We start from the raw sequence: 16,721 nt of genomic DNA, 5'->3' as shown, positions 1-16,721 counted from the left end.
CTGCCACATGTGGTCCTGGTGGCCCTCGGCGCGCGAGCGCAGGGGGGTCGAGCACACGTACTTGGCGCCCTCGAACGCCCCCCACTCGTCGCTCATGGCGCCGAGCTGCTCCTCGAGCGACATGTACAGGTACTGCGGGCACGTCTCGCCGAACACGTTCTGGCCGTTGTCGCGGGCGGTCGCGAGCTGCGCGACGGCCTGCTTGGCGGACACGTGCACCACGTACAGCGGCGCGCCCGTGAGGTGCGACAGCATGATGGCGCGGTGAGTGGCCTCCTCCTCGGCCTGCCAGGCGCGGGCGATGCCGTGGTAGTACGGCTCGATCTTGCCCTGCTTGACGAGCTGCTCCGCGAGGACATCGATGACGGGACCGTTCTCCGCGTGCATCATCGTCATCAGGCCGGTGTCTGCGGAGATCTGCATCGCCTTGAGGATCTGGGCGTCGTCCGAATAGAACACACCGGGGTAGGCCATGAACATCTTGAAGCTCGTGATGCCCTCGTCGATCAGGCCCGGCATCGCGGCGAGGGAGTCCCCGTCGACGCCGCCGATGATCTGATGGAAGCCGTAGTCGACGTGGCAGTTGCCGGCGGCGAGCTCGTGCCAGTGGGCGAGCCCGTCCTGGACCTTCTCGCCGTACTTCTGGACCGCGAAGTCGATGATGCTGGTGGTGCCGCCCCACGCAGCCGCTGCGGTGCCGGTCTCGAAGGTGTCCGACGCGAAGGTGCCGCCGAACGGCAGCTGCATGTGGGTGTGGGCGTCGATCCCGCCCGGGATCACGTACTTGCCGGTCGCGTCGATCACGGTGGCGACGGTCGACGCGAGGTCGTGGCCCAGCGCGGTCGAGCCGGGCTCGAGGACCGCGACGATGCGCTCGCCGTCGACCAGGACGTCCGCGGCGAGGCGGCCGGTGGAGGAGACGACGGTGCCGCCCTTGATCAGTGTGGTGCTCATGGCTGCTCCCTGGGCCCTTACGGTGCGGTGATCTCGTCGTAGGTGTCCGGCCGGCGATCGCGATAGAACTGCCAGTCGTCGCGCATCTGCTGGACCAGATCCATCTCGAGGTCGCGAATCATGAGTTCCTCGGTCTCGCCGGAGCCCAGGTCGCCCACGTAGTTGCCGCGCGGGTCGACGATCTGCGACGTGCCGTAGAAGTTCACGGCCTCGTCCCCGTACTCGTTGTCCTCGAGGCCCACCCGGTTGGGCGCGAGCACGAAGTACCCGTTCGCGACGGCGGCCGCGGGCTGCTCGACCTCCCACAGGCGGTTGGACAGGCCCGGCTTGGTCGCATTCGGGTTGAAGGCCAGGTGGGCGCCGTTCATCCCGAGCTCGCGCCAGGCCTCGGGGAAGTGGCGGTCGTAGCAGATGATCACGCCCACCTTGCCGACCGCAGTGTCGAACACGGGGTAGCCCATGTTTCCGGGACGGAAGTAGAACTTCTCCCAGAACTTCTCGACGTGAGGGATGTGGTTCTTGCGGTACTTGCCCAGGATGGTGCCGTCGGCATCGACCACGACGGCGGTGTTGTAGTAGACGCCGGTCTGCTCCTCCTCGTAGATGGGCAGCACCATGACCATCGACAGCTCCTTCGCGAGCGCGGCGAAGCGCTGCACGATGGGCCCGTCGGCCGGCTCGGCGTAGCGGTAGTACTTCTTGTCCTGGGTGATCCCGAAGTACGGGCCGTAGAAGAGCTCCTGGAAGCAGATCACCTGAGCGCCCTGGGCGGCTGCGTCCCGGGCGAACTGCTCGTGCTTGTCGAGCATCGATTCCTTGTCGCCGGTCCAGGTGGTCTGGGTGATGGCCGCGCGGATGACAGTCATGGGTCTCTCCTGATCTGGGTCGGTGATGCGTCCCGGGGGAGTGGGTGATGTTTTGATATTCTGAGACCTAAACATTTCCCCCCCGTTACCTCTCGTGTCGTCGCGGTTACGGCGAGGGAACGAATTCGGCTCAAAACGCTCAGGAGCGCCCCATGGTCATCGAGCGCATCGCGGCGGAGATCGACGAACCGACTCCGCGCGGCATCGCCGCAGCCATCTCGATGCTCATCAGGACGGGCCAGATACCCCCGGGAACGCGGCTGCCGACGGTGCGGCAGATCGGTGCGCGGCTGGGCGTGAGCCCCGCGACGGTCTCGCACGCGTGGCAGGCGCTGCACGGGGCCGGCCTGGTCCAGGCCCGGGGGCGCGCCGGCACCGTGGTGCTCGAACCGCCCACGCCGAGGCTGACCGGGCGCTCGCGAGGCCTCGCCGCACGCGCATCGGGCTCCGAGCCCGTGGCCGTCAGGCTGGACCTCGCCGCCGGTCTTCCCGACCCGCTGCTGCTCCCCGACATCCGGCCCAGCCTCGAGCGGACGGCGCCCGCCCGTGCGACGGTCTCCAGCTACCTGCAGCCGCCGCTGCTGCCGGAGCTCGTGCCGGTGCTGCGCGACCTGTGGCCGTACGCTCCGCCCGCGCTCACCGTCGTGGATGGTGCGATGGACGGTGTCCAGAGGGTGCTGGCCGAGGTGTCGCGATTCGGCGACCGGGTGGTGGTCGAGAACCCCGGATTCCCGCTGCTCCTGGACCTGCTGTCCCACATGCACCTCGAGGCCGTGCCGGCCGAGATCGACGAGCACGGCATCAGGCCCGACGCGCTGCGCGCCGCGCTCGGGTCGCGGCCGTGCGCCGTCGTGCTCCAGCCGCGGGCGCAGAACCCGACGGGAGCGTCGATGACGGCCGAGCGCGCGAGCGAGCTCGCCGCGATCGTGGCGAAGCACCCCGATGCGCGCGACACGGTGGTGATCGAGGACGACCACTCGGGGGCGATCGCCGCCGCGAGCCCCGTGAGCCTGGGCTCCCACGTCCCGGCGCGCACGGCGCGGATCCTCGGACTGTCCAAGTCGCACGGCCCGGACCTGCGGATCGCGGCGCTGTCCGCGCCCGAGGCTCTGGTGGACGCCGTGGTCGCTCACCGTGTGCTGGGTCCGGGATGGACGTCGCGCCTGGTGCAGGGGGTGGTGCTGGACATGCTCACGCACGAGGAGCCGCGCCGGCAGGTGGCACGGGCGCGCCACGAGTACTACGTGCGCCAACGCGAACTGGCCGGCGCCCTGAGCGATCTCGGGGAGCCGATGCGCCCGGCGGACGGTCTCAACACCTGGCTTCCCGTGGCGGACGAGCGGCGCGCCCAGGTCCGACTCGCGGCGCACGGCATCCGCGTGAGCCTCGGCAGTGCGTTCGACGCCGCCGGGCCACGGACGGCGGGCGGTCCCGACACCGGCGACCATGTGCGCGTCAGCATCGGCATGCTGCGCGATTCGATACCGGACGTCGCCGCGACCCTCGTCGAGGCGACCGCCTGACGCAGGCGCTCGAAACGCCGCCGCAACACGCACCCGCTAGCGTGAGCGCTGCGAGCCCCGAGCCGGTCATGGCATGGTGCACGCCGCCGGGTCTGGCGGCAGGTTCGACAGTCACGTCACACGTCGCCCACCCCTGCGCACCAGGAGCCTCCCATGTCTCGCCTTCGTCCCTCCCTCGCTGCCGCATCGGCTCTGTTCCTGGCCGCGTGTGCGGCCCCCGGCGATGCGGATCCCGCCGATGCCGTCGGCGGCAGCGCGGTGCCGAGCGCCTCGCCCGAGGTCGCCGCGACGGCGGCCGTGGCGCCGGCGACCATCGACAACTGCGGGACTCCGGTGGTCACCGGCACCAGCCCGGAGCGCATCGTCGCCATCAAGTCCAGCGCGGCCGAGCTTCTCCTTGCGCTCGGCCTCGAGGACCGGGTCGTGGGCGCGGCGTTCCTCGACGGCCCTCTCGAGACAGGTGCGGGAGGCGACGGCGGCGCGGTGAGCGTCATCAGCGACGGCCTGCCGGGCCAGGAGGCCGTGCTCGCCCTCGAGCCGGATGCGATCTTCGCGGGGTGGGAGTCGAACCTGTCGGTCGATGGGGCGGGGGAGCGCTCGCGGCTCGAGGAGCTCGGGGTCCTCACGTACGTCGCGCCCTCCGCCTGCAAGGAGGCGGACTACCAGCCGCACCCCATGACCTTCGCTGTGCTGATGGACCACATCCGCGAGGCCGGCGACGTGTTCGGGGCCGTCGCACCAGCGGACGCTCTGGCCGCGGACCTCGAGGCCCGGCTCGCCTCGATCGCGCCCGACGAGCGAGGGCTGACGGCACTGTGGTACTCCTCCGGGTCGGACACGCCGTACGTGGGAGCGGGAATTGGCGCGCCGCAGATGATCATGGGCGCAGCCGGGCTCAGCAACATCGTGGGCGATGTCGAGGACACCTGGACGTCGGTGAGCTGGGAGGCGGTCGCCGCCGAGGACCCCGACGTGATCGTGCTGGTGGACGCCGCGTGGAACACGGCGGAGAACAAGATCGAAGTGCTCCAGGACAACCCGGCGACGGCTCAGCTGAGTGCAGTCCGGCAGGGCCGCTACGTGGTGGTCCCGTTCGCCGCGAGCGAGGCGGGCGTGCGCAGCGTGAGCGCGGTCGCGGACATCGTCGATCAGCTCGCCGGAATCACGGTCCAGGACTGAGCCGTGGCCGCGACCGCTCGCTCCGCGTGGGGGCTCAGCGCCGTGCTGGCGCTCGCCCTCATCGCCTCGCTGGCCGCCGCAGCGAGCATCGGCGTGGCTGGGCTGAGCCTCGGCACCGTGTGGCAGGTGGTCGCCGATCACCTCGGTCTCGCGGCCGCAGACGTGAGCGCTCTGACAGACGCGATCGTGTGGGAGATCCGGGTGCCTCGCGTGCTCACGGCGGCGGCGGTGGGCGCGGGGCTCGCCATCGCGGGCGTCGTGATGCAGGCGCTGACGCGCAATCCGCTGGCCGACCCGTACCTGCTGGGGCTGTCGTCCGGGGCCTCGCTCGGCGCCGTCGGGGTGCTGCTGCTGGGGCTCGGCAGCGCGGTCGCCCTGTCGGTGGCGCTGCCAGCGGCGGCCTTCGCCGGGGCGCTGCTCGCGCTCGCGGCATCGCTGGCCATCGCCCGTGCGGCAGGGGCGATCGGACCGGCCACGGTGGTGCTGGCCGGCCTCGCAGTCTCCCAGTTCTTCGCTGCCCTCACGTCGCTCGTGATCTTCCTCACCGCCCAGGGAGACTCCTACCGCCAGGTGCTCGCGTGGCTGCTGGGATCCCTCGCGGGATCGACGTGGACCACGGTCGTGGTCGCGGCTGCGGCGCTCGCGGTTGTTCTCCCGCTCGTGGTCGCGTGGGCGTCGCGGCTCGACGCCTTCGCGCTCGGGGACACCGCTGCGCAGGCCCTGGGGTTCTCGGTGCGCGCGACCCGGCTGGCGCTGTTCGTCGCGGTCTCGCTGCTGACCGGAGCGATGGTCTCCGCCTCGGGCGCGATCGGCTTCGTGGGGCTGATCCTGCCGCATCTGGTGCGCGGCCTCACCGGGGGCATCCACCGTCGGCTGGTGCCTGCAGCAGCCCTGGGCGGCGCCGTGTTCCTCGTATGGGCGGATACCCTCGCGCGCACCATCGTCGATCCGCGCGAGCTTCCCGTGGGCGTCGTCACCGCCGTGATCGGCGTGCCTGCGTTCGTGATCGTGCTCGTGCGCGCGCGCCGTCGGAGAGCCTCGTGACCGGCGTCGCGGTGCGCGTCGATGCCCTGAGCGTGGAGCGCTCGGGCCGCCGAGTGCTCGACGGTGTCTCGCTCGAGGTCCCCGCGGGCACGGTGCTGGGGCTGGTAGGCCCCAACGGTGCCGGCAAGTCCACTCTGCTGGCCGCGATCGCCGGCATCCTTCCTGCAGCCACGGGAACCGTCCGGCTGGGAGGCAGCGACCTCGCGGCGCTCGGCCGCCGCGACATCGCGCGCATGGTCGCGTGGATGGAGCAGCACAGCGCGAACGACATCGCGATGACGGTCGACGAGGTCGTGGGACTGGGAACGTTCCCGCACCGCGGGCGCGCCTGGAGCCGCGCGCAGCAGGCCGATGCGGTCGCCGGGGCGCTGAGTGCCGCGGGCGCCGCGCACCTCGCGGGACGGTCGTGGGGGCGGCTGTCGGGAGGCGAGCGACAGCGGGTAGGCATCGCGCGTGCCCTCGCGCAGCGTCCGCGGGTGCTGCTGCTGGACGAGCCCACGAATCACCTCGACGTCTCCGCGCAGCTCGCCACCCTCGAGTGCGTGGCCGGGCTGGGGATCACGGTCGTGGCGGCCCTGCACGATCTCAACCACGCCGCTCGCTACTGCGACGCGGTCGCCGTCCTGGACGGCGGAGGCCTTCACCGCATCGGCCCTCCGCGCGAGGCGCTGTCAAGCGCGACCATCGCGCGCGTCTTCGGCGTCGCGACGTCCGTGCTCAGCCACCCCGACGACGGACGAGCGGTGATCGCGCTCGACGGCCACCTGGGCGGCGCGGGCTACAGCTCGTCGCCGCGGGACCCGCGCTCGTAGGCCTCGCGCGCTCCCCACCGGAACAGGTCGCGGTCGGCGCCGCGCACGAGAGAGCGCACACCCGGTCCGGGCTCGTCGCTGACGTCAGCCAGTCCGCGCACCACCGCCACGGGGAGCTGCGAGGCCTTGCCCTTGACCAGGTCCGCCGCCGCAGCGACCTCGTCCGCCACCGCGGTCACCGACACCTGCAGGTCTCTGCCGTGCGCATCGGCCGTGCCGCGATGGTCGGCGAGCACGGTCACGTGGGCAGCGCCGATCGCCAAGTCCGTCTGCCCGTCCCTCCAGGGGCGTCCGAAGGTGTCCGTGAGGACCACCCCCACGCGCACGCCTGCGAGCTCATGGACCCGCGCGGCGATGGCGCGAGCGGAGGCGTCAGGGTCGAGCGGCAGCAGCAGGATGTGGCCGTTGGGCACGTTGGACGCGTCCACGCCGGCCGCGGCCATGACGAAGCCGTGGCGGGTCTCCACGATGCGCGTGGTGCCGTGAGCGCCCTCGCGGCTCGCCACCACGCGCACGGCCTCCTCAGTGATCGCCTCCTCGCGATCGGCGGCCGGACGCATGCGCCCCTCCGCCTTGGAGACGACCTTGCTCGCGATCACGAGCACGTCGCCCTCCGCAAGGCCATGGGGGTGAGCGGCGCACGCTTCGTGCACCAGGGCGGCGAGGTCGTTTCCCTCGTGGATCTCGGGCAGACCGTCCACGGCCCAGATGCTCAGGCTGTCCATCGGACCCGCGCGCCCACGGTCTCAGCGGGATAGGTGCGGCAGCACCGAGGACGAGAACTCGTCGATCCACTCCCGCTGGTTGCGGCCCACGTTGTGCAGGTAGATGCGGTCGAATCCCAGGTCGACGTACTGCTGGATGTGGGCGCGGTGGACGTCGGGGTCCTCGCTGATGACCATGCGGCCCTCGAAGTCCTCGGGCCGCACCAGCTTCGCCATCTGCTCGAGCTCGAACGGCGAGCGGATGTCGCCCTTGGGGAACTTCATGCCGCCGTTGGGCCACTCCGTCATCGCGTTGCCGAGGGCCTCCTCGTACGTGGGGGCCCACGACATGTGCAGCTGGAGCACCTTCGGCATCGTGTCCGGGTCCTTGCCGGCATCGCGCGCACCCAGCTCGAAGCGCTGGAACAGGTACGCGATCCTGTCGACCGGCGCTCCGACGGTGATGAGTCCATCGGCGGCCTTGCCCGCGCGCCGCGCCGTCACCGGCCCCGCGGTCGCGACGAGGATCTCCGGCGGCTGTTCGGGCATGGTCCACAGCCGCGTCGACTCGAGCTTGTAGTACGTGCCCGTGTGCTTGACGTCCTTGCCGGCGAGCGAGCCCTCGAACAGCTTGCGGATGATCTCGATGGCCTCGAACATGCGGTTGATGCGCTCGGGCGCCTCCGGCCAGTACTGGCCCACGATGTGCTCGTTGAGCGCCTCGCCTGAGCCCAGGCCCAGCCAGTGCCGGCCCGGGTACATCGCCGCGAGCGTGGCGCTGGCCTGCGCCACCATGGCCGGGTGCCACCGGAACGTGGGTGCCGTGACGCCCGGTCCCAGGTCCCCGGTCGTGCGCAGCCCCACGGCGCTCAGCACGTTCCACACGAAGGCCGACTGTCCCTGCTGCGGAACCCACGGCTGGAAGTGGTCGGCCGCCATGACGCCGCTGAAGCCGCGGGACTCGGCGTACTCGCTCAGCTCGACTGCCTCCATGGGCGCGAACTGCTCGAGCATCGCCGCGTATCCGACAGTCAGGTCAGCCATGGGGTCTCCTTGGGGTGAGAACCCGAGACTAGGCGCCTGCGGTTTCCGCCATGTAACACCTGACACACGGCGTGGTTTCGCACGCGGGGCTCACGCGAGCGCGCGGCGATCCGGAGTTGTCGCGACCGTTCCGCAAGCGCCAAGATGGGGCTCTGTCCGCCGTCCCGTCGCAGGGACGGCGCCCCCGCCACTGAAGGAGAGAGCATGTCCCAGCGCACCGCAGTCGTCACCGGAGCCAGCAGCGGGATCGGTGCCGCGACGGCGCGAGCTCTCGCCGCCGACGGCTGGCATGTGGTGCTGGGTGCGCGTCGCGTCGAGCGGCTCGAGGCGCTCGCGGATGAGCTCGGCGGAGAGGCGCACTACGTCGATGTGACGGACCCCGAGTCGGTGGCGTCGTTCGCCGCTCAGGTGTCGCGCTGCGACCTGCTGGTCAACAACGCCGGCGGGGCGCTGGGCACGACGTCGATCGCCGAGGCTGACGACGCCGAGTGGCTGCGCATGTTCGAGATGAACGTCATGGGCACGCTGCGCATGACCCGTGAGCTGCTGCCGGCGATCCTCGCATCGGGCGACGGGATCGTGGTGAACATCGGCTCGATCGCCGCTCGGGAGCCCTACCGAGGAGGTGCGGGCTACAACGCCGCCAAGCACGCCGTCGCGGCGATGACGCGGGTGCTGCGCATCGAGCTCGGCGGTCAGCCCGTGCGCGTCTCGGAGATCGACCCCGGCATGGTCGAGACGGAGTTCTCCGTGGTCCGCTTCGGCGGCGACGAGCAGCGAGCTGCCGACCTCTACGCGGGCATGGATGCGCTCACCGCCGAGGACATCGCGGAGACCGTCCGGTGGATCGCTTCACTGCCGCCGCGCGTCAACATCGACACCATGCTCGTGATGCCGCGCGACCAGGTGTCGGCGCACGTGGTGCATCGACGCGACTGACGCGGCTCGCCCGCGCGGCCGGTCTCACCACGTCGCCTGCAAGCGCCGATGCGAAACGTTTCGGCTCGCGGCGGTACGGTGAAGGCATGCCTGACGCGCTCGAGCCCACCGCCGCCCTCGCCGACCTGCGTTCCCGCGCTGAGCGCGAACTGATCGAAGGCATCCTGCCGTTCTGGGAACAGCGCGCCTTCGACGCCGATGGCTGGCTGGTGGGCACCGTGCGCGATGACCTCTCCGTGGATCCCGCGACGCCGCGGCATGCGGTGCTGGCGTCGCGGATCCTGTGGACCTTCGCGGAGGCGGCGCGGGCCGATGCGGGCGGTGAGTCAGCACGCTGGCTTGAATCGGCGCGGACGGCGCTGGCGCTCGTGACCGGACCGTTCTGGGACGCCGAGCATGGCGGGGTGGTGTGGTCGCTCGACGCCGCGGGCGCGCACCTGTCCGACCGCAAGCAGGTCTACGCCCAGGCCTTCACCATCTACGGGCTCGCGGCGTGGTCGAGGGCCACCGGCGACACCGAGGCTCTCGACCGGGCGATGCGACTGTTCTCGTTGCTCGAGGAGCACTCTCGCGACCGCGAGTGGGGCGGCTACTGGGAGGCGCACGCGCGAGACTGGAGCGCGCTCGAGGACATGTCGCTGTCCGACAAGGACATGAATGTGCCCAAGTCGATGAACACGAATCTGCACGTGCTCGAGGCGTACTCCACGCTGCTCGACGTGACCGGCGACGCGCGGGTCGGCGAGGCGCTGGCGGCGCTGCTCGACGCCAACCTCGAGCACATCGTGAGGCACGACCCCTGGGCCTACAGCGCCCTGTTCTTCGACCGCGAGTGGACCTCGCACGTCGACACCATCAGCTACGGCCACGACATCGAAGGCAGCTGGCTGCTGTGGGAGGCGTACGAAGCGCTCGATCGGGCAGGCCTGGGCTCGGCGGACCTGGAGATGCGCACCCGCGCGGCGGCGCTGGACCTCGCCGCCGCGGTGCGCGAGCACGGCCTCGACGACGACGGCGGCGTGATGTACGAGGGCGACCCGCGCGGCGTCACGGCTCCCGAGAAGCACTGGTGGCCGCAGGCCGAGGGGGTCGTGGGATGGCTCAACGCGTTCCAGGTCGGCCACCGCGGCGAGGACCTCGCTGCGGCGCTGGGCGCGTGGGAGTTCCTCGACGCTCACGTGGTGGACCACGAGCGCGGCGAGTGGTGGGCGCAGCTCGACCGGGATCGTCGGCCCTTGACCGAACACGAGTCGAGCTGTCGCATCGGGCCCTGGAAGTGCCCGTATCACAACGGCCGCGCGTGCCTAGAGGTCATGCGTCGCATCGCGGAGTGACCACCAGGCGACACGCCAGCGAGGTTGGAGGGTCGCGGTGCCACGAATATCATGGCTCTGCGGCACGACGCCGCCACGATGGCGAAAGGACTCTCCATGTCGGATCAGGACACTTCCGTGCGCAGGCGCAAGCGCGTACGGCTCATTCTCGCAGGTGTCGCGGTGGCAGGCATCGGCGCCGCCGTGACGACGGCCGCATGGACCGATGACGTCTGGTTCTCCGCGGACGTCTCTGGCGCCGAGTTCGACCTCCAGGGTGGGCTCGTCTCCGGAGGTCCCTATGAGGACGTCGGCGACGCCGCCACGGACCTCCTTGAGGGGGACCCGTCCGACGACGTGGTGATTCAGATCCCCGCTGGCACGTTTGAGGACCTGGTCCCGGACGCGGACGAGACTGTCACGCTCTACCTGTACAACGACGGCACCACCGACATCGACCTCAGCTCGCCGCTCGCGACGCCGACCGGTGCCATCTTCGGCGGCGCCACGCCCCCGACGGTGACCGTGGGTGCGCTCGGTGCGACGACCTTGGCTCCTGGTGACGAGACCTCGTTCGACGTGCAGATCACCACCCCGGACGACTGGCCCGTGGACTACATCGGCCTGACCGGTGGCGTCACGGTCGTGGTGGTCGGTACCGCCAGCTGACCGATCACCGTCGTGCGAGCATGATCCGCGTTCTGCGCGCGGTCGGCGGCGGCGCCCTCTGGGTGGCCGCCGCCGTCGGCGTGCTCACGTGCGCCGTCTGGGTTGCCACGTGGCTCGGGTGGATCAAGCCGCTCATTGTGGTGTCGGGCTCCATGGAGCCCGCGATCGAGACCGGATCCCTCATCATCTCGACCCCACGGGATGGCAGCGAACTGGCACCGGGTGATGTCGCGACGCTGCACTCGAGCATCACTGACGGTCTCGTCACTCATCGGATCGTGTCCGTGGAGCCCGTCGGGGACGCGTGGAGCGTCACCATGCAAGGCGATGCCAACACGGTCGCCGATCCGGAGCCCTACCTGGTGACCGACGCCGCGTGGACGCCCCTGTGGGTCCTTCCGAGCGTCGGGGAGTTCGTGGCGGATGTCAGCCGGCGCAGCGTGGTGATCCCCGCGCTCATCGGGATCGGCGCGCTCCTCGGCCTGTCCCTCCTCCGGGATCCCGACAGCGACACGGCGCCGAGCGGCGCGGCCGCGTCGGAGAGCGGTCACCCCGATCGCGCCGTCGGTGCGGATCGCGGAGGTTCACCATGAGGCGCGCGAGGTCCTGGCTCCCGGGTGCACTCATGGCCGTCGCGTTGGCTTCGGGAGCGGCCGTCGCGGGACAGGTCGAGACCACGGAGGCCGCGAGCGGCATCACCGTCGACCTCGATCTCGGCACGGTGACGCCCGGCACCGCGGTGAGCAGGAGTATCGATGTCGCGGTGCCGGCGCCCGCGACCGTAGTGCGCTCCCAGTGGGTGATCTTGGACGGGCTCGCTCAGGACCTGGATTGGGATATCGAGCTCTGCGGCGCCGCGTCGTGCATCGATGTCGAGCCGCCTCGTGTGGGCGACCAGGTGCCGCCCGGCGACTACCGGCTCGTGGTCGAGGCGAGCCTGGCGCCGCTGGTTGCCGGCGACGGTCGTGCGCTGGGCGTGATCACGCTGGCTGCGGACGACGGAGTGCTGTCGCAGACGGGCGGCTCCGTCCCGTGGGTCACGATCGCGCTCGCGGCAGCCGCAGTGGGATCGGGCGTCTTCGCAGTGTCCGTCGCTGCGCGCCGGCGCGGGCGCGCGGGCCAGGAGAGTGCGCCGTGAGGTCTCGACTGCGGGCGGCGCTGGTGGGCGTGGGCGTGAGCGTGCTCGCCCTCGCCGCCATCCCGACACTGACACACGCGGCTTGGACCGACGACGTGTGGGAGACCGCAGTCGTCAGCGCAGGCAGTTGGAGCGACTCCGGGGGCGGGGGCGGCGGGGGAATCGATCCTGGGACGGATGACACCGTGATCTTCGATATCGACTGGAACGTGATCGGGCCTACCCAGGTGTGCGCCGACGTGTACGTGACCACGAACTCGACGTCACCGATCTCGTGGGTGCTGACCGTCGACCCCAGCGTGCGGCCCTGGAACGGTGTGGCCCCCACCGGTATCCAGGTCATCAACGGCGGCTCGATTTCGAACCCCGGCAGCGCTCCGGTGACGATCGTTGGCAATTCCAATACCAGTGGCTCGTTCGACCAGACGTCGAACAACTCGCCGATAGTCGCCGGACAGACGGGTCTGGTGCAGATCTGTGCGTACAGCACGCCTCCCCCTGTTCCCGGGGATCCGTCCTGGTACACGGTCACGGCGACGCCGCCAACGCTCAACGCCGCCGGAGACGGCGTGTGCACGACGCTGACGATCGCCGGTCAACTGGACCCCGCCGTCGATCCGTTCTTCCACGGCTGGACCGCGGTGGTCGACCTGCAGCCGCTGCTCGACGAGCTGGCAGCGCAGGGCCTCACCTACACCTACACGGATTTCGCGAACGGCGGCGGATTCATCTTCACCGTCGATCAGCTGGCGCCGCCGAACGGCACGGAGTATCGCTTCACCTCCGGGACCGCGGCTGCCCTTCAGGGGCCAGACACGTTCCAGACGACCACCTGCGTCTACGGCTTCGCGTGACCCCGGCGTAGGCTCACCGCTGTGACCCGCATCATCGCCGGCAGCCTGGGCGGACGCCGCATCGCTGTGCCGCCGCGCGGCACCCGGCCCACCACCGATCGCGTGCGCGAGGCGCTGTTCTCGCGGCTCGACCACGAGGACGCACTGCGGGACGCGCGGGTGGTGGACCTGTACGCGGGATCGGGTGCCCTGGGGATTGAGGCGCTGAGCCGCGGGGCGGCGCACGCGACGTTCGTCGAGTCCGCGTCCTCGGCGGCGCGCGTGCTGCAGGGAAGCGTCCGGGACCTGGGAGTCGGGTCCTGCACGCGGCTGGTGCGGGAGAAGGTGCTGCCGTATCTGGGGCGTGCGACGGACACGTGGGACCTTGCGCTCCTGGACCCGCCGTACGACATCGCCCGCGAGGACCTGGCGGCGGTGCTCGCCGCGCTGGCGCCGCGCCTCGCGCCCGGCGCTCCGGTGGTCCTGGAGTGGTCGGCGCGGGCCGGCGATGCGCCCTGGCCGGACGGCATCGAGGGGTTGCGTCACAAGGACTACGGCGAGACGCGGCTGCACTGGGCCGTCGCGCGCTGACCCGGCGCATCGGCGTCGCGATCCGGTAGCGTCGGGCCATGAGCATCGCGGTCCTGCCCGGCAGCTTCGATCCCGTCACGCTGGGGCACGTCGACATCGCGACGCGTGCACGGACGCTGTTCGACCGCGTCATCATCGGCGTCGCGCACAACTCGACCAAGACGCCGCTGCTCGACGCCCACGCGCGCGTGGAGCTCGCGCGCGACGCCACGGAGCACCTCGCCGGTGTGAGCGTCGAGCTCGTGGACGGCCTGCTGGTCGACTTCTGCTCGAGCCTGGGCGCGACCGCCATCGTCAAGGGCCTGCGGGGAGGGTCCGACTACGATTACGAGCGTCCGATGGCTCTCATGAACCGCTCCCTGACGGGTGTCGAGACCGTGTTCATCACGGGTGACAATGCGCTGAGCCACGTCGCGTCGTCGCTGGTGCGGGACGTCGCGCGCCACGGCGGCGACATCTCCCCGTACGTCCCGCCCGGGGTCGTCGCGGCCGTGCGCCGCGCGCTCGCTGGCACGTGACGGTCGGTTCCGACGCGCCAAGTTGAGTCCAGGGGCCTGCATCGCGTAAAGTAGTGCGCCGGTCCTGCCGATCGAGCATGGGCCGGGGTCCACCCGGACCGGAAGGATGGGAGTCGCGAATGTCGCAGCGTCCCGAGTCCTCACCGTTTCGCATCTCCGCAAGGGATATCGCGCGCCGTCCAGGCACGCAGAAACTGGTGAGCGAGAGCTTTCCGGCCCCCGCGGTCCTCGGCACTGATGTGATCGGCATCCCGGAAGGTGCGGAACTGAGCCTCGACGTGAGTCTCGAGTCCGTGTCGGAGGGGATCTGGGTCTCCGGAACCGCCACCTCCCAGGCAGTGGGCGAGTGCGGACGGTGCTTGGACGAGGTGCGGCTTCAGGTCGCAGCCCCGGTCCAGGGCCTGTTCGCTCTCGAGCCTGCCGAGGGGGATGACGAGGACGAGGAGCCAGAGGATGTCTTCGAATTCGACGGGGAGACCGTCGATCTCGAAGAGGTGGTGCGGGACGCGGTGGCCACCCAGCTGCCGTTCACCCCGCTGTGCCGTCCGGACTGCCCGGGCCTGTGCGACCAGTGCGGCGCACGGCTTGACCAGGATCCGGACCACGCCCACGACGTGATCGACCCGAGGTGGTCGGCACTCCAGAGTTTGACTGAAGAGAAAGAGAGTTAGCCGTGGCTGTTCCCAAGCGCAAGATGTCGCGTTCGAACACGCGAGCCCGCCGCTCCCAGTGGAAGACCACTGCTGCGAACCTCACCGCGTGCCCGCAGTGCAAGGCTGAGAAGCTCGCGCACACCGCGTGCCCGTCGTGCGGCGCCTACAACGGCCGCCAGTACGCCGAGGCGCTGCGCACCGAGCACGAGGCCTGATCGGGCCCCGCTTGATGCGGGAGGCGAGCAGATGAGTACACCAGGGCAGGCTGCGGCCGATGCCCTGGCTGCGAGGCTGGGTGTCGTTGTCGACCCCGAATTGCTCGTGCTCGCCCTGACCCACCGGTCCTTCGCCTACGAGGCGGGGGGCCTGCCCACCAACGAGCGCCTCGAGTTCCTCGGGGACTCGGTCCTGGGCGTCGTCGTGACGGATCGGCTCTATCGCGACCACCCCGACCTCCCCGAGGGCGAGCTCGCGAAGATGCGCGCCGCCTCGGTGTCGCAGCGCGCGCTCGCGAAGGTGGCCCGCGAGCTCGATCTGGGCCCCTGCATCCTGCTCGGCAAGGGCGAGACCGCGACCGGCGGAGCGGACAAGGACTCCATCCTGTGCGACTCGCTCGAGGCGGTCTTCGGTGCGGTCTACCTCACCCACGGGATCGAGACCTCCCGCGAGGTCATCCTCAGGCTGGTCGGTCCCACGCTCGTGGCGGCGGCCTCCTCGGGCGTCGCGCTCGACTGGAAGACCTCGCTTCAGGAGGCGTGCGCGGAGCGCGGGCTGTCCGCGCCCACCTATGCCGCCGAGGGCACCGGCCCCGATCATGAGCGCACCTTCACCGCGACGGTGACCGTCGATGGCGAGGTCCGCGGCACGGGCACCGGCACCGCGAAGAAGCACGCCGAGCAGGCCGCCGCCGAGGCCGCCTACGCCGCGATCACCGCCTCCGTGGTCGCCGCGGACTGACCGCCCCGCGCCCACCGCTCGTGCCCGAGCTCCCCGAGGTCGAGACCGTCCGCGCCGGATTGGACGCGCTCATCAGCGGCGCGACGATCGTCTCGGCCGACGTGCGTCGCGACTCGTGCGTGCGGCTGCTCCCGGGCGGCCCGGCGCAGTTCGCCGCAATGCTCGCCGATGCGCGCATCGAAGCAGTGGTGCGCCGCGGCAAGTTCCTGTGGATGCCCCTGGCGCACGGCACGCCACCCCAGATGGCCGATGCGGTGCCGGCGGAGGCGCTGTCCGCGCACCTGGGCATGTCGGGACAGTTCCGCGTGCACGAGGGCGCCGGTGCGCCGGCGCCTCATCCGCATTGCCGCGCAAGGCTCCACCTCGACCGCGGCGGCACAGTGCTGACCCTGGACTTCCTGGACCAGCGCACGTTCGGGTACCTCCACGTCGAGGAGCTCGTCGAGACGGCCGATGCCCGGGCTGGGGGAGCGGGCTCGGCGCTGGCGGCGGTGCCGGAGTCCGTCGCGCACATCGGCAGGGACGCGCTCGATCCCGCCATGGACGTCGAGGCGGCCACGCGAGCGTGGCGTCGGGGCACGCGCGGCATCAAGCAGGTGCTGCTCGACCAGACGCTCGTGTCCGGCATCGGCAACATCTACGCGGACGAGGCGCTGTGGGCCGCCCGGGTCCATCCCGAACGGCCGGCGCACGCCGTCAGCGCCGCCCAGTCGCGCGCGCTGCTGGACGCGAGTCGCGAGGTCATGTCGCGCGCCCTCGTTCAGGGCGGCACCAGCTTCGACGCGCTCTACGTCAACGTCAACGGCGAGTCCGGCTACTTCTCGCGCTCTCTCGAGGCGTACGGACGCGGCGGCGAGCCGTGCGGCAGGTGCGGGAGGCCGCTGCGCCGCGCGGGCCGATCATCACCCGCGAGAGCGGGCTGGTGATGACCTCGATCCGCCCGGAGATGCGTCCGGGCGAGGAGTTGCGCGTCGAGAGCGGCCC

20 protein-coding genes are annotated in these 16,721 nt (G+C 71.0%); 16 read left to right on the top strand and 4 right to left on the bottom strand.

The window, feature by feature from the left end; all coding sequences use genetic code 11:
- A partial coding sequence (locus QZ483_RS07320) for an amidohydrolase family protein (RefSeq protein WP_297082461.1) occupies window positions 1-954 on the bottom strand: 954 nt, incomplete at its 3' end.
- Window positions 955-971: 17 nt separating this feature from the next.
- Window positions 972-1,820: a nitrilase-related carbon-nitrogen hydrolase gene (locus QZ483_RS07315; protein ID WP_297082459.1), complete on the bottom strand. Its 849-nt coding sequence runs from the start codon at window positions 1,818-1,820 to the stop codon at window positions 972-974.
- Window positions 1,821-1,972: 152 nt separating this feature from the next.
- Between QZ483_RS07315 and QZ483_RS07310 the strand changes: the two genes are divergently transcribed.
- The 4 genes from QZ483_RS07310 (at window position 1,973) to QZ483_RS07295 (ending at window position 6,378) form a co-directional block, all read left to right on the top strand.
- On the top strand, window positions 1,973-3,343 hold the full coding sequence (locus tag QZ483_RS07310) for an aminotransferase class I/II-fold pyridoxal phosphate-dependent enzyme (protein WP_297082457.1): 1,371 nt from the start codon (window positions 1,973-1,975) through the stop codon (window positions 3,341-3,343).
- Between the two features lie 153 nt (window positions 3,344-3,496).
- On the top strand, window positions 3,497-4,522 hold the full coding sequence (locus QZ483_RS07305; RefSeq protein WP_297082455.1) for a putative F420-0 ABC transporter substrate-binding protein: 1,026 nt from the start codon (window positions 3,497-3,499) through the stop codon (window positions 4,520-4,522).
- A gap of 3 nt (window positions 4,523-4,525) precedes the next feature.
- The gene (locus QZ483_RS07300; protein WP_297082453.1) at window positions 4,526-5,566 is read left to right on the top strand and encodes an iron chelate uptake ABC transporter family permease subunit; all 1,041 of its coding nucleotides are present in this window, start codon (window positions 4,526-4,528) and stop codon (window positions 5,564-5,566) included.
- A complete protein-coding gene (locus QZ483_RS07295; RefSeq protein WP_297082451.1) occupies window positions 5,563-6,378 on the top strand; it encodes an ABC transporter ATP-binding protein in 816 nt (271 codons plus the stop codon). Before QZ483_RS07300 ends, QZ483_RS07295 begins: the two co-directional genes overlap by 4 nt.
- Here the strand turns inward: QZ483_RS07295 and QZ483_RS07290 are convergent.
- Together QZ483_RS07290 and QZ483_RS07285 are read right to left on the bottom strand one after the other, a co-directional pair.
- Window positions 6,345-7,103, bottom strand: a complete 759-nt coding sequence (locus QZ483_RS07290; RefSeq protein WP_297082449.1) for a coenzyme F420-0:L-glutamate ligase — start codon at window positions 7,101-7,103, stop codon at window positions 6,345-6,347. The two genes, QZ483_RS07295 and QZ483_RS07290, sit on opposite strands and share 34 nt — an antisense overlap.
- Before the next feature lie 21 nt (window positions 7,104-7,124).
- Window positions 7,125-8,126 carry a TIGR03557 family F420-dependent LLM class oxidoreductase gene (locus QZ483_RS07285; protein ID WP_297082447.1) on the bottom strand — a complete coding sequence of 334 codons (1,002 nt, stop codon included), beginning with the start codon at window positions 8,124-8,126 and terminating at the stop codon, window positions 7,125-7,127.
- Between the two features lie 204 nt (window positions 8,127-8,330).
- Here QZ483_RS07285 and QZ483_RS07280 point away from each other — a divergent pair, with 204 nt between their 5' ends.
- The 12 genes from QZ483_RS07280 (at window position 8,331) to mutM (ending at window position 16,663) form a co-directional block, all read left to right on the top strand.
- On the top strand, window positions 8,331-9,065 hold the full coding sequence (locus QZ483_RS07280; RefSeq protein ID WP_297082444.1) for an SDR family NAD(P)-dependent oxidoreductase: 735 nt from the start codon (window positions 8,331-8,333) through the stop codon (window positions 9,063-9,065).
- 86 nt (window positions 9,066-9,151) lie between these two features.
- Complete coding sequence (locus QZ483_RS07275; protein WP_297082442.1) at window positions 9,152-10,399, top strand: AGE family epimerase/isomerase; 1,248 nt, start codon at window positions 9,152-9,154, stop codon at window positions 10,397-10,399.
- A gap of 96 nt (window positions 10,400-10,495) precedes the next feature.
- Entirely contained in the window at window positions 10,496-11,047 is a 552-nt protein-coding gene (locus QZ483_RS07270; protein ID WP_297082440.1) for a hypothetical protein, read from the top strand.
- 20 nt (window positions 11,048-11,067) lie between these two features.
- A complete protein-coding gene (locus QZ483_RS07265; protein ID WP_297082439.1) occupies window positions 11,068-11,640 on the top strand; it encodes a signal peptidase I in 573 nt (190 codons plus the stop codon).
- Window positions 11,637-12,185 carry a hypothetical protein gene (locus QZ483_RS07260; protein ID WP_297082437.1) on the top strand — a complete coding sequence of 183 codons (549 nt, stop codon included), beginning with the start codon at window positions 11,637-11,639 and terminating at the stop codon, window positions 12,183-12,185. The genes QZ483_RS07265 and QZ483_RS07260 overlap by 4 nt, the downstream gene beginning before the upstream one ends.
- Window positions 12,182-13,039 carry a hypothetical protein gene (locus QZ483_RS07255; protein WP_297082435.1) on the top strand — a complete coding sequence of 286 codons (858 nt, stop codon included), beginning with the start codon at window positions 12,182-12,184 and terminating at the stop codon, window positions 13,037-13,039. The genes QZ483_RS07260 and QZ483_RS07255 overlap by 4 nt, the downstream gene beginning before the upstream one ends.
- A 21-nt stretch (window positions 13,040-13,060) precedes the next feature.
- Window positions 13,061-13,609 (top strand): 16S rRNA (guanine(966)-N(2))-methyltransferase RsmD, encoded by a 549-nt coding sequence (rsmD, locus tag QZ483_RS07250; RefSeq protein WP_297082434.1) that lies wholly within the window; start codon window positions 13,061-13,063, stop codon window positions 13,607-13,609.
- Between the two features lie 38 nt (window positions 13,610-13,647).
- Window positions 13,648-14,127 carry a pantetheine-phosphate adenylyltransferase gene (gene coaD, locus QZ483_RS07245; RefSeq protein WP_297082431.1) on the top strand — a complete coding sequence of 160 codons (480 nt, stop codon included), beginning with the start codon at window positions 13,648-13,650 and terminating at the stop codon, window positions 14,125-14,127.
- Window positions 14,128-14,246: 119 nt separating this feature from the next.
- On the top strand, window positions 14,247-14,798 hold the full coding sequence (locus QZ483_RS07240) for a DUF177 domain-containing protein (protein ID WP_297082429.1): 552 nt from the start codon (window positions 14,247-14,249) through the stop codon (window positions 14,796-14,798).
- Window positions 14,799-14,800: 2 nt separating this feature from the next.
- On the top strand, window positions 14,801-14,995 hold the full coding sequence (gene rpmF, locus QZ483_RS07235) for a 50S ribosomal protein L32 (protein WP_297082427.1): 195 nt from the start codon (window positions 14,801-14,803) through the stop codon (window positions 14,993-14,995).
- 31 nt (window positions 14,996-15,026) lie between these two features.
- Window positions 15,027-15,737, top strand: a complete 711-nt coding sequence (gene rnc / locus QZ483_RS07230; protein WP_297082425.1) for a ribonuclease III — start codon at window positions 15,027-15,029, stop codon at window positions 15,735-15,737.
- 20 nt (window positions 15,738-15,757) lie between these two features.
- Entirely contained in the window at window positions 15,758-16,663 is a 906-nt protein-coding gene (gene mutM / locus QZ483_RS07225) for a bifunctional DNA-formamidopyrimidine glycosylase/DNA-(apurinic or apyrimidinic site) lyase (protein WP_297082422.1), read from the top strand.
- Window positions 16,664-16,721 lie beyond the last annotated feature (58 nt).

The organism is uncultured Demequina sp. (genome assembly GCF_913055775.1).
In the GTDB taxonomy this organism is placed as follows: Bacteria; Actinomycetota; Actinomycetes; order Actinomycetales; family Demequinaceae; genus Demequina.
The sequence above is the reverse complement of the archived record's forward strand: the minus strand, read 5'-3'. Positions and strand labels throughout refer to the sequence as shown.

Bases quoted from the DNA above. Each gene is read 5' to 3' on its own strand.
- QZ483_RS07315 (WP_297082459.1), bottom strand. From the start codon at position 1,820: ATGACTGTCATCCGCGCGGCCATCACCCAGACCACCTGGACCGGCGAC.
- QZ483_RS07310 (WP_297082457.1), top strand. From the start codon at position 1,973: ATGGTCATCGAGCGCATCGCGGCGGAGATCGACGAACCGACTCCGCGC.
- QZ483_RS07305 (WP_297082455.1), top strand. From the start codon at position 3,497: ATGTCTCGCCTTCGTCCCTCCCTCGCTGCCGCATCGGCTCTGTTCCTG.
- QZ483_RS07290 (WP_297082449.1), bottom strand. From the start codon at position 7,103: ATGGACAGCCTGAGCATCTGGGCCGTGGACGGTCTGCCCGAGATCCAC.
- QZ483_RS07285 (WP_297082447.1), bottom strand. From the start codon at position 8,126: ATGGCTGACCTGACTGTCGGATACGCGGCGATGCTCGAGCAGTTCGCG.
- QZ483_RS07280 (WP_297082444.1), top strand. From the start codon at position 8,331: ATGTCCCAGCGCACCGCAGTCGTCACCGGAGCCAGCAGCGGGATCGGT.
- QZ483_RS07275 (WP_297082442.1), top strand. From the start codon at position 9,152: ATGCCTGACGCGCTCGAGCCCACCGCCGCCCTCGCCGACCTGCGTTCC.
- QZ483_RS07270 (WP_297082440.1), top strand. From the start codon at position 10,496: ATGTCGGATCAGGACACTTCCGTGCGCAGGCGCAAGCGCGTACGGCTC.
- QZ483_RS07265 (WP_297082439.1), top strand. From the start codon at position 11,068: ATGATCCGCGTTCTGCGCGCGGTCGGCGGCGGCGCCCTCTGGGTGGCC.
- QZ483_RS07260 (WP_297082437.1), top strand. From the start codon at position 11,637: ATGAGGCGCGCGAGGTCCTGGCTCCCGGGTGCACTCATGGCCGTCGCG.
- coaD (WP_297082431.1), top strand. From the start codon at position 13,648: ATGAGCATCGCGGTCCTGCCCGGCAGCTTCGATCCCGTCACGCTGGGG.
- QZ483_RS07240 (WP_297082429.1), top strand. From the start codon at position 14,247: ATGTCGCAGCGTCCCGAGTCCTCACCGTTTCGCATCTCCGCAAGGGAT.
- rnc (WP_297082425.1), top strand. From the start codon at position 15,027: ATGAGTACACCAGGGCAGGCTGCGGCCGATGCCCTGGCTGCGAGGCTG.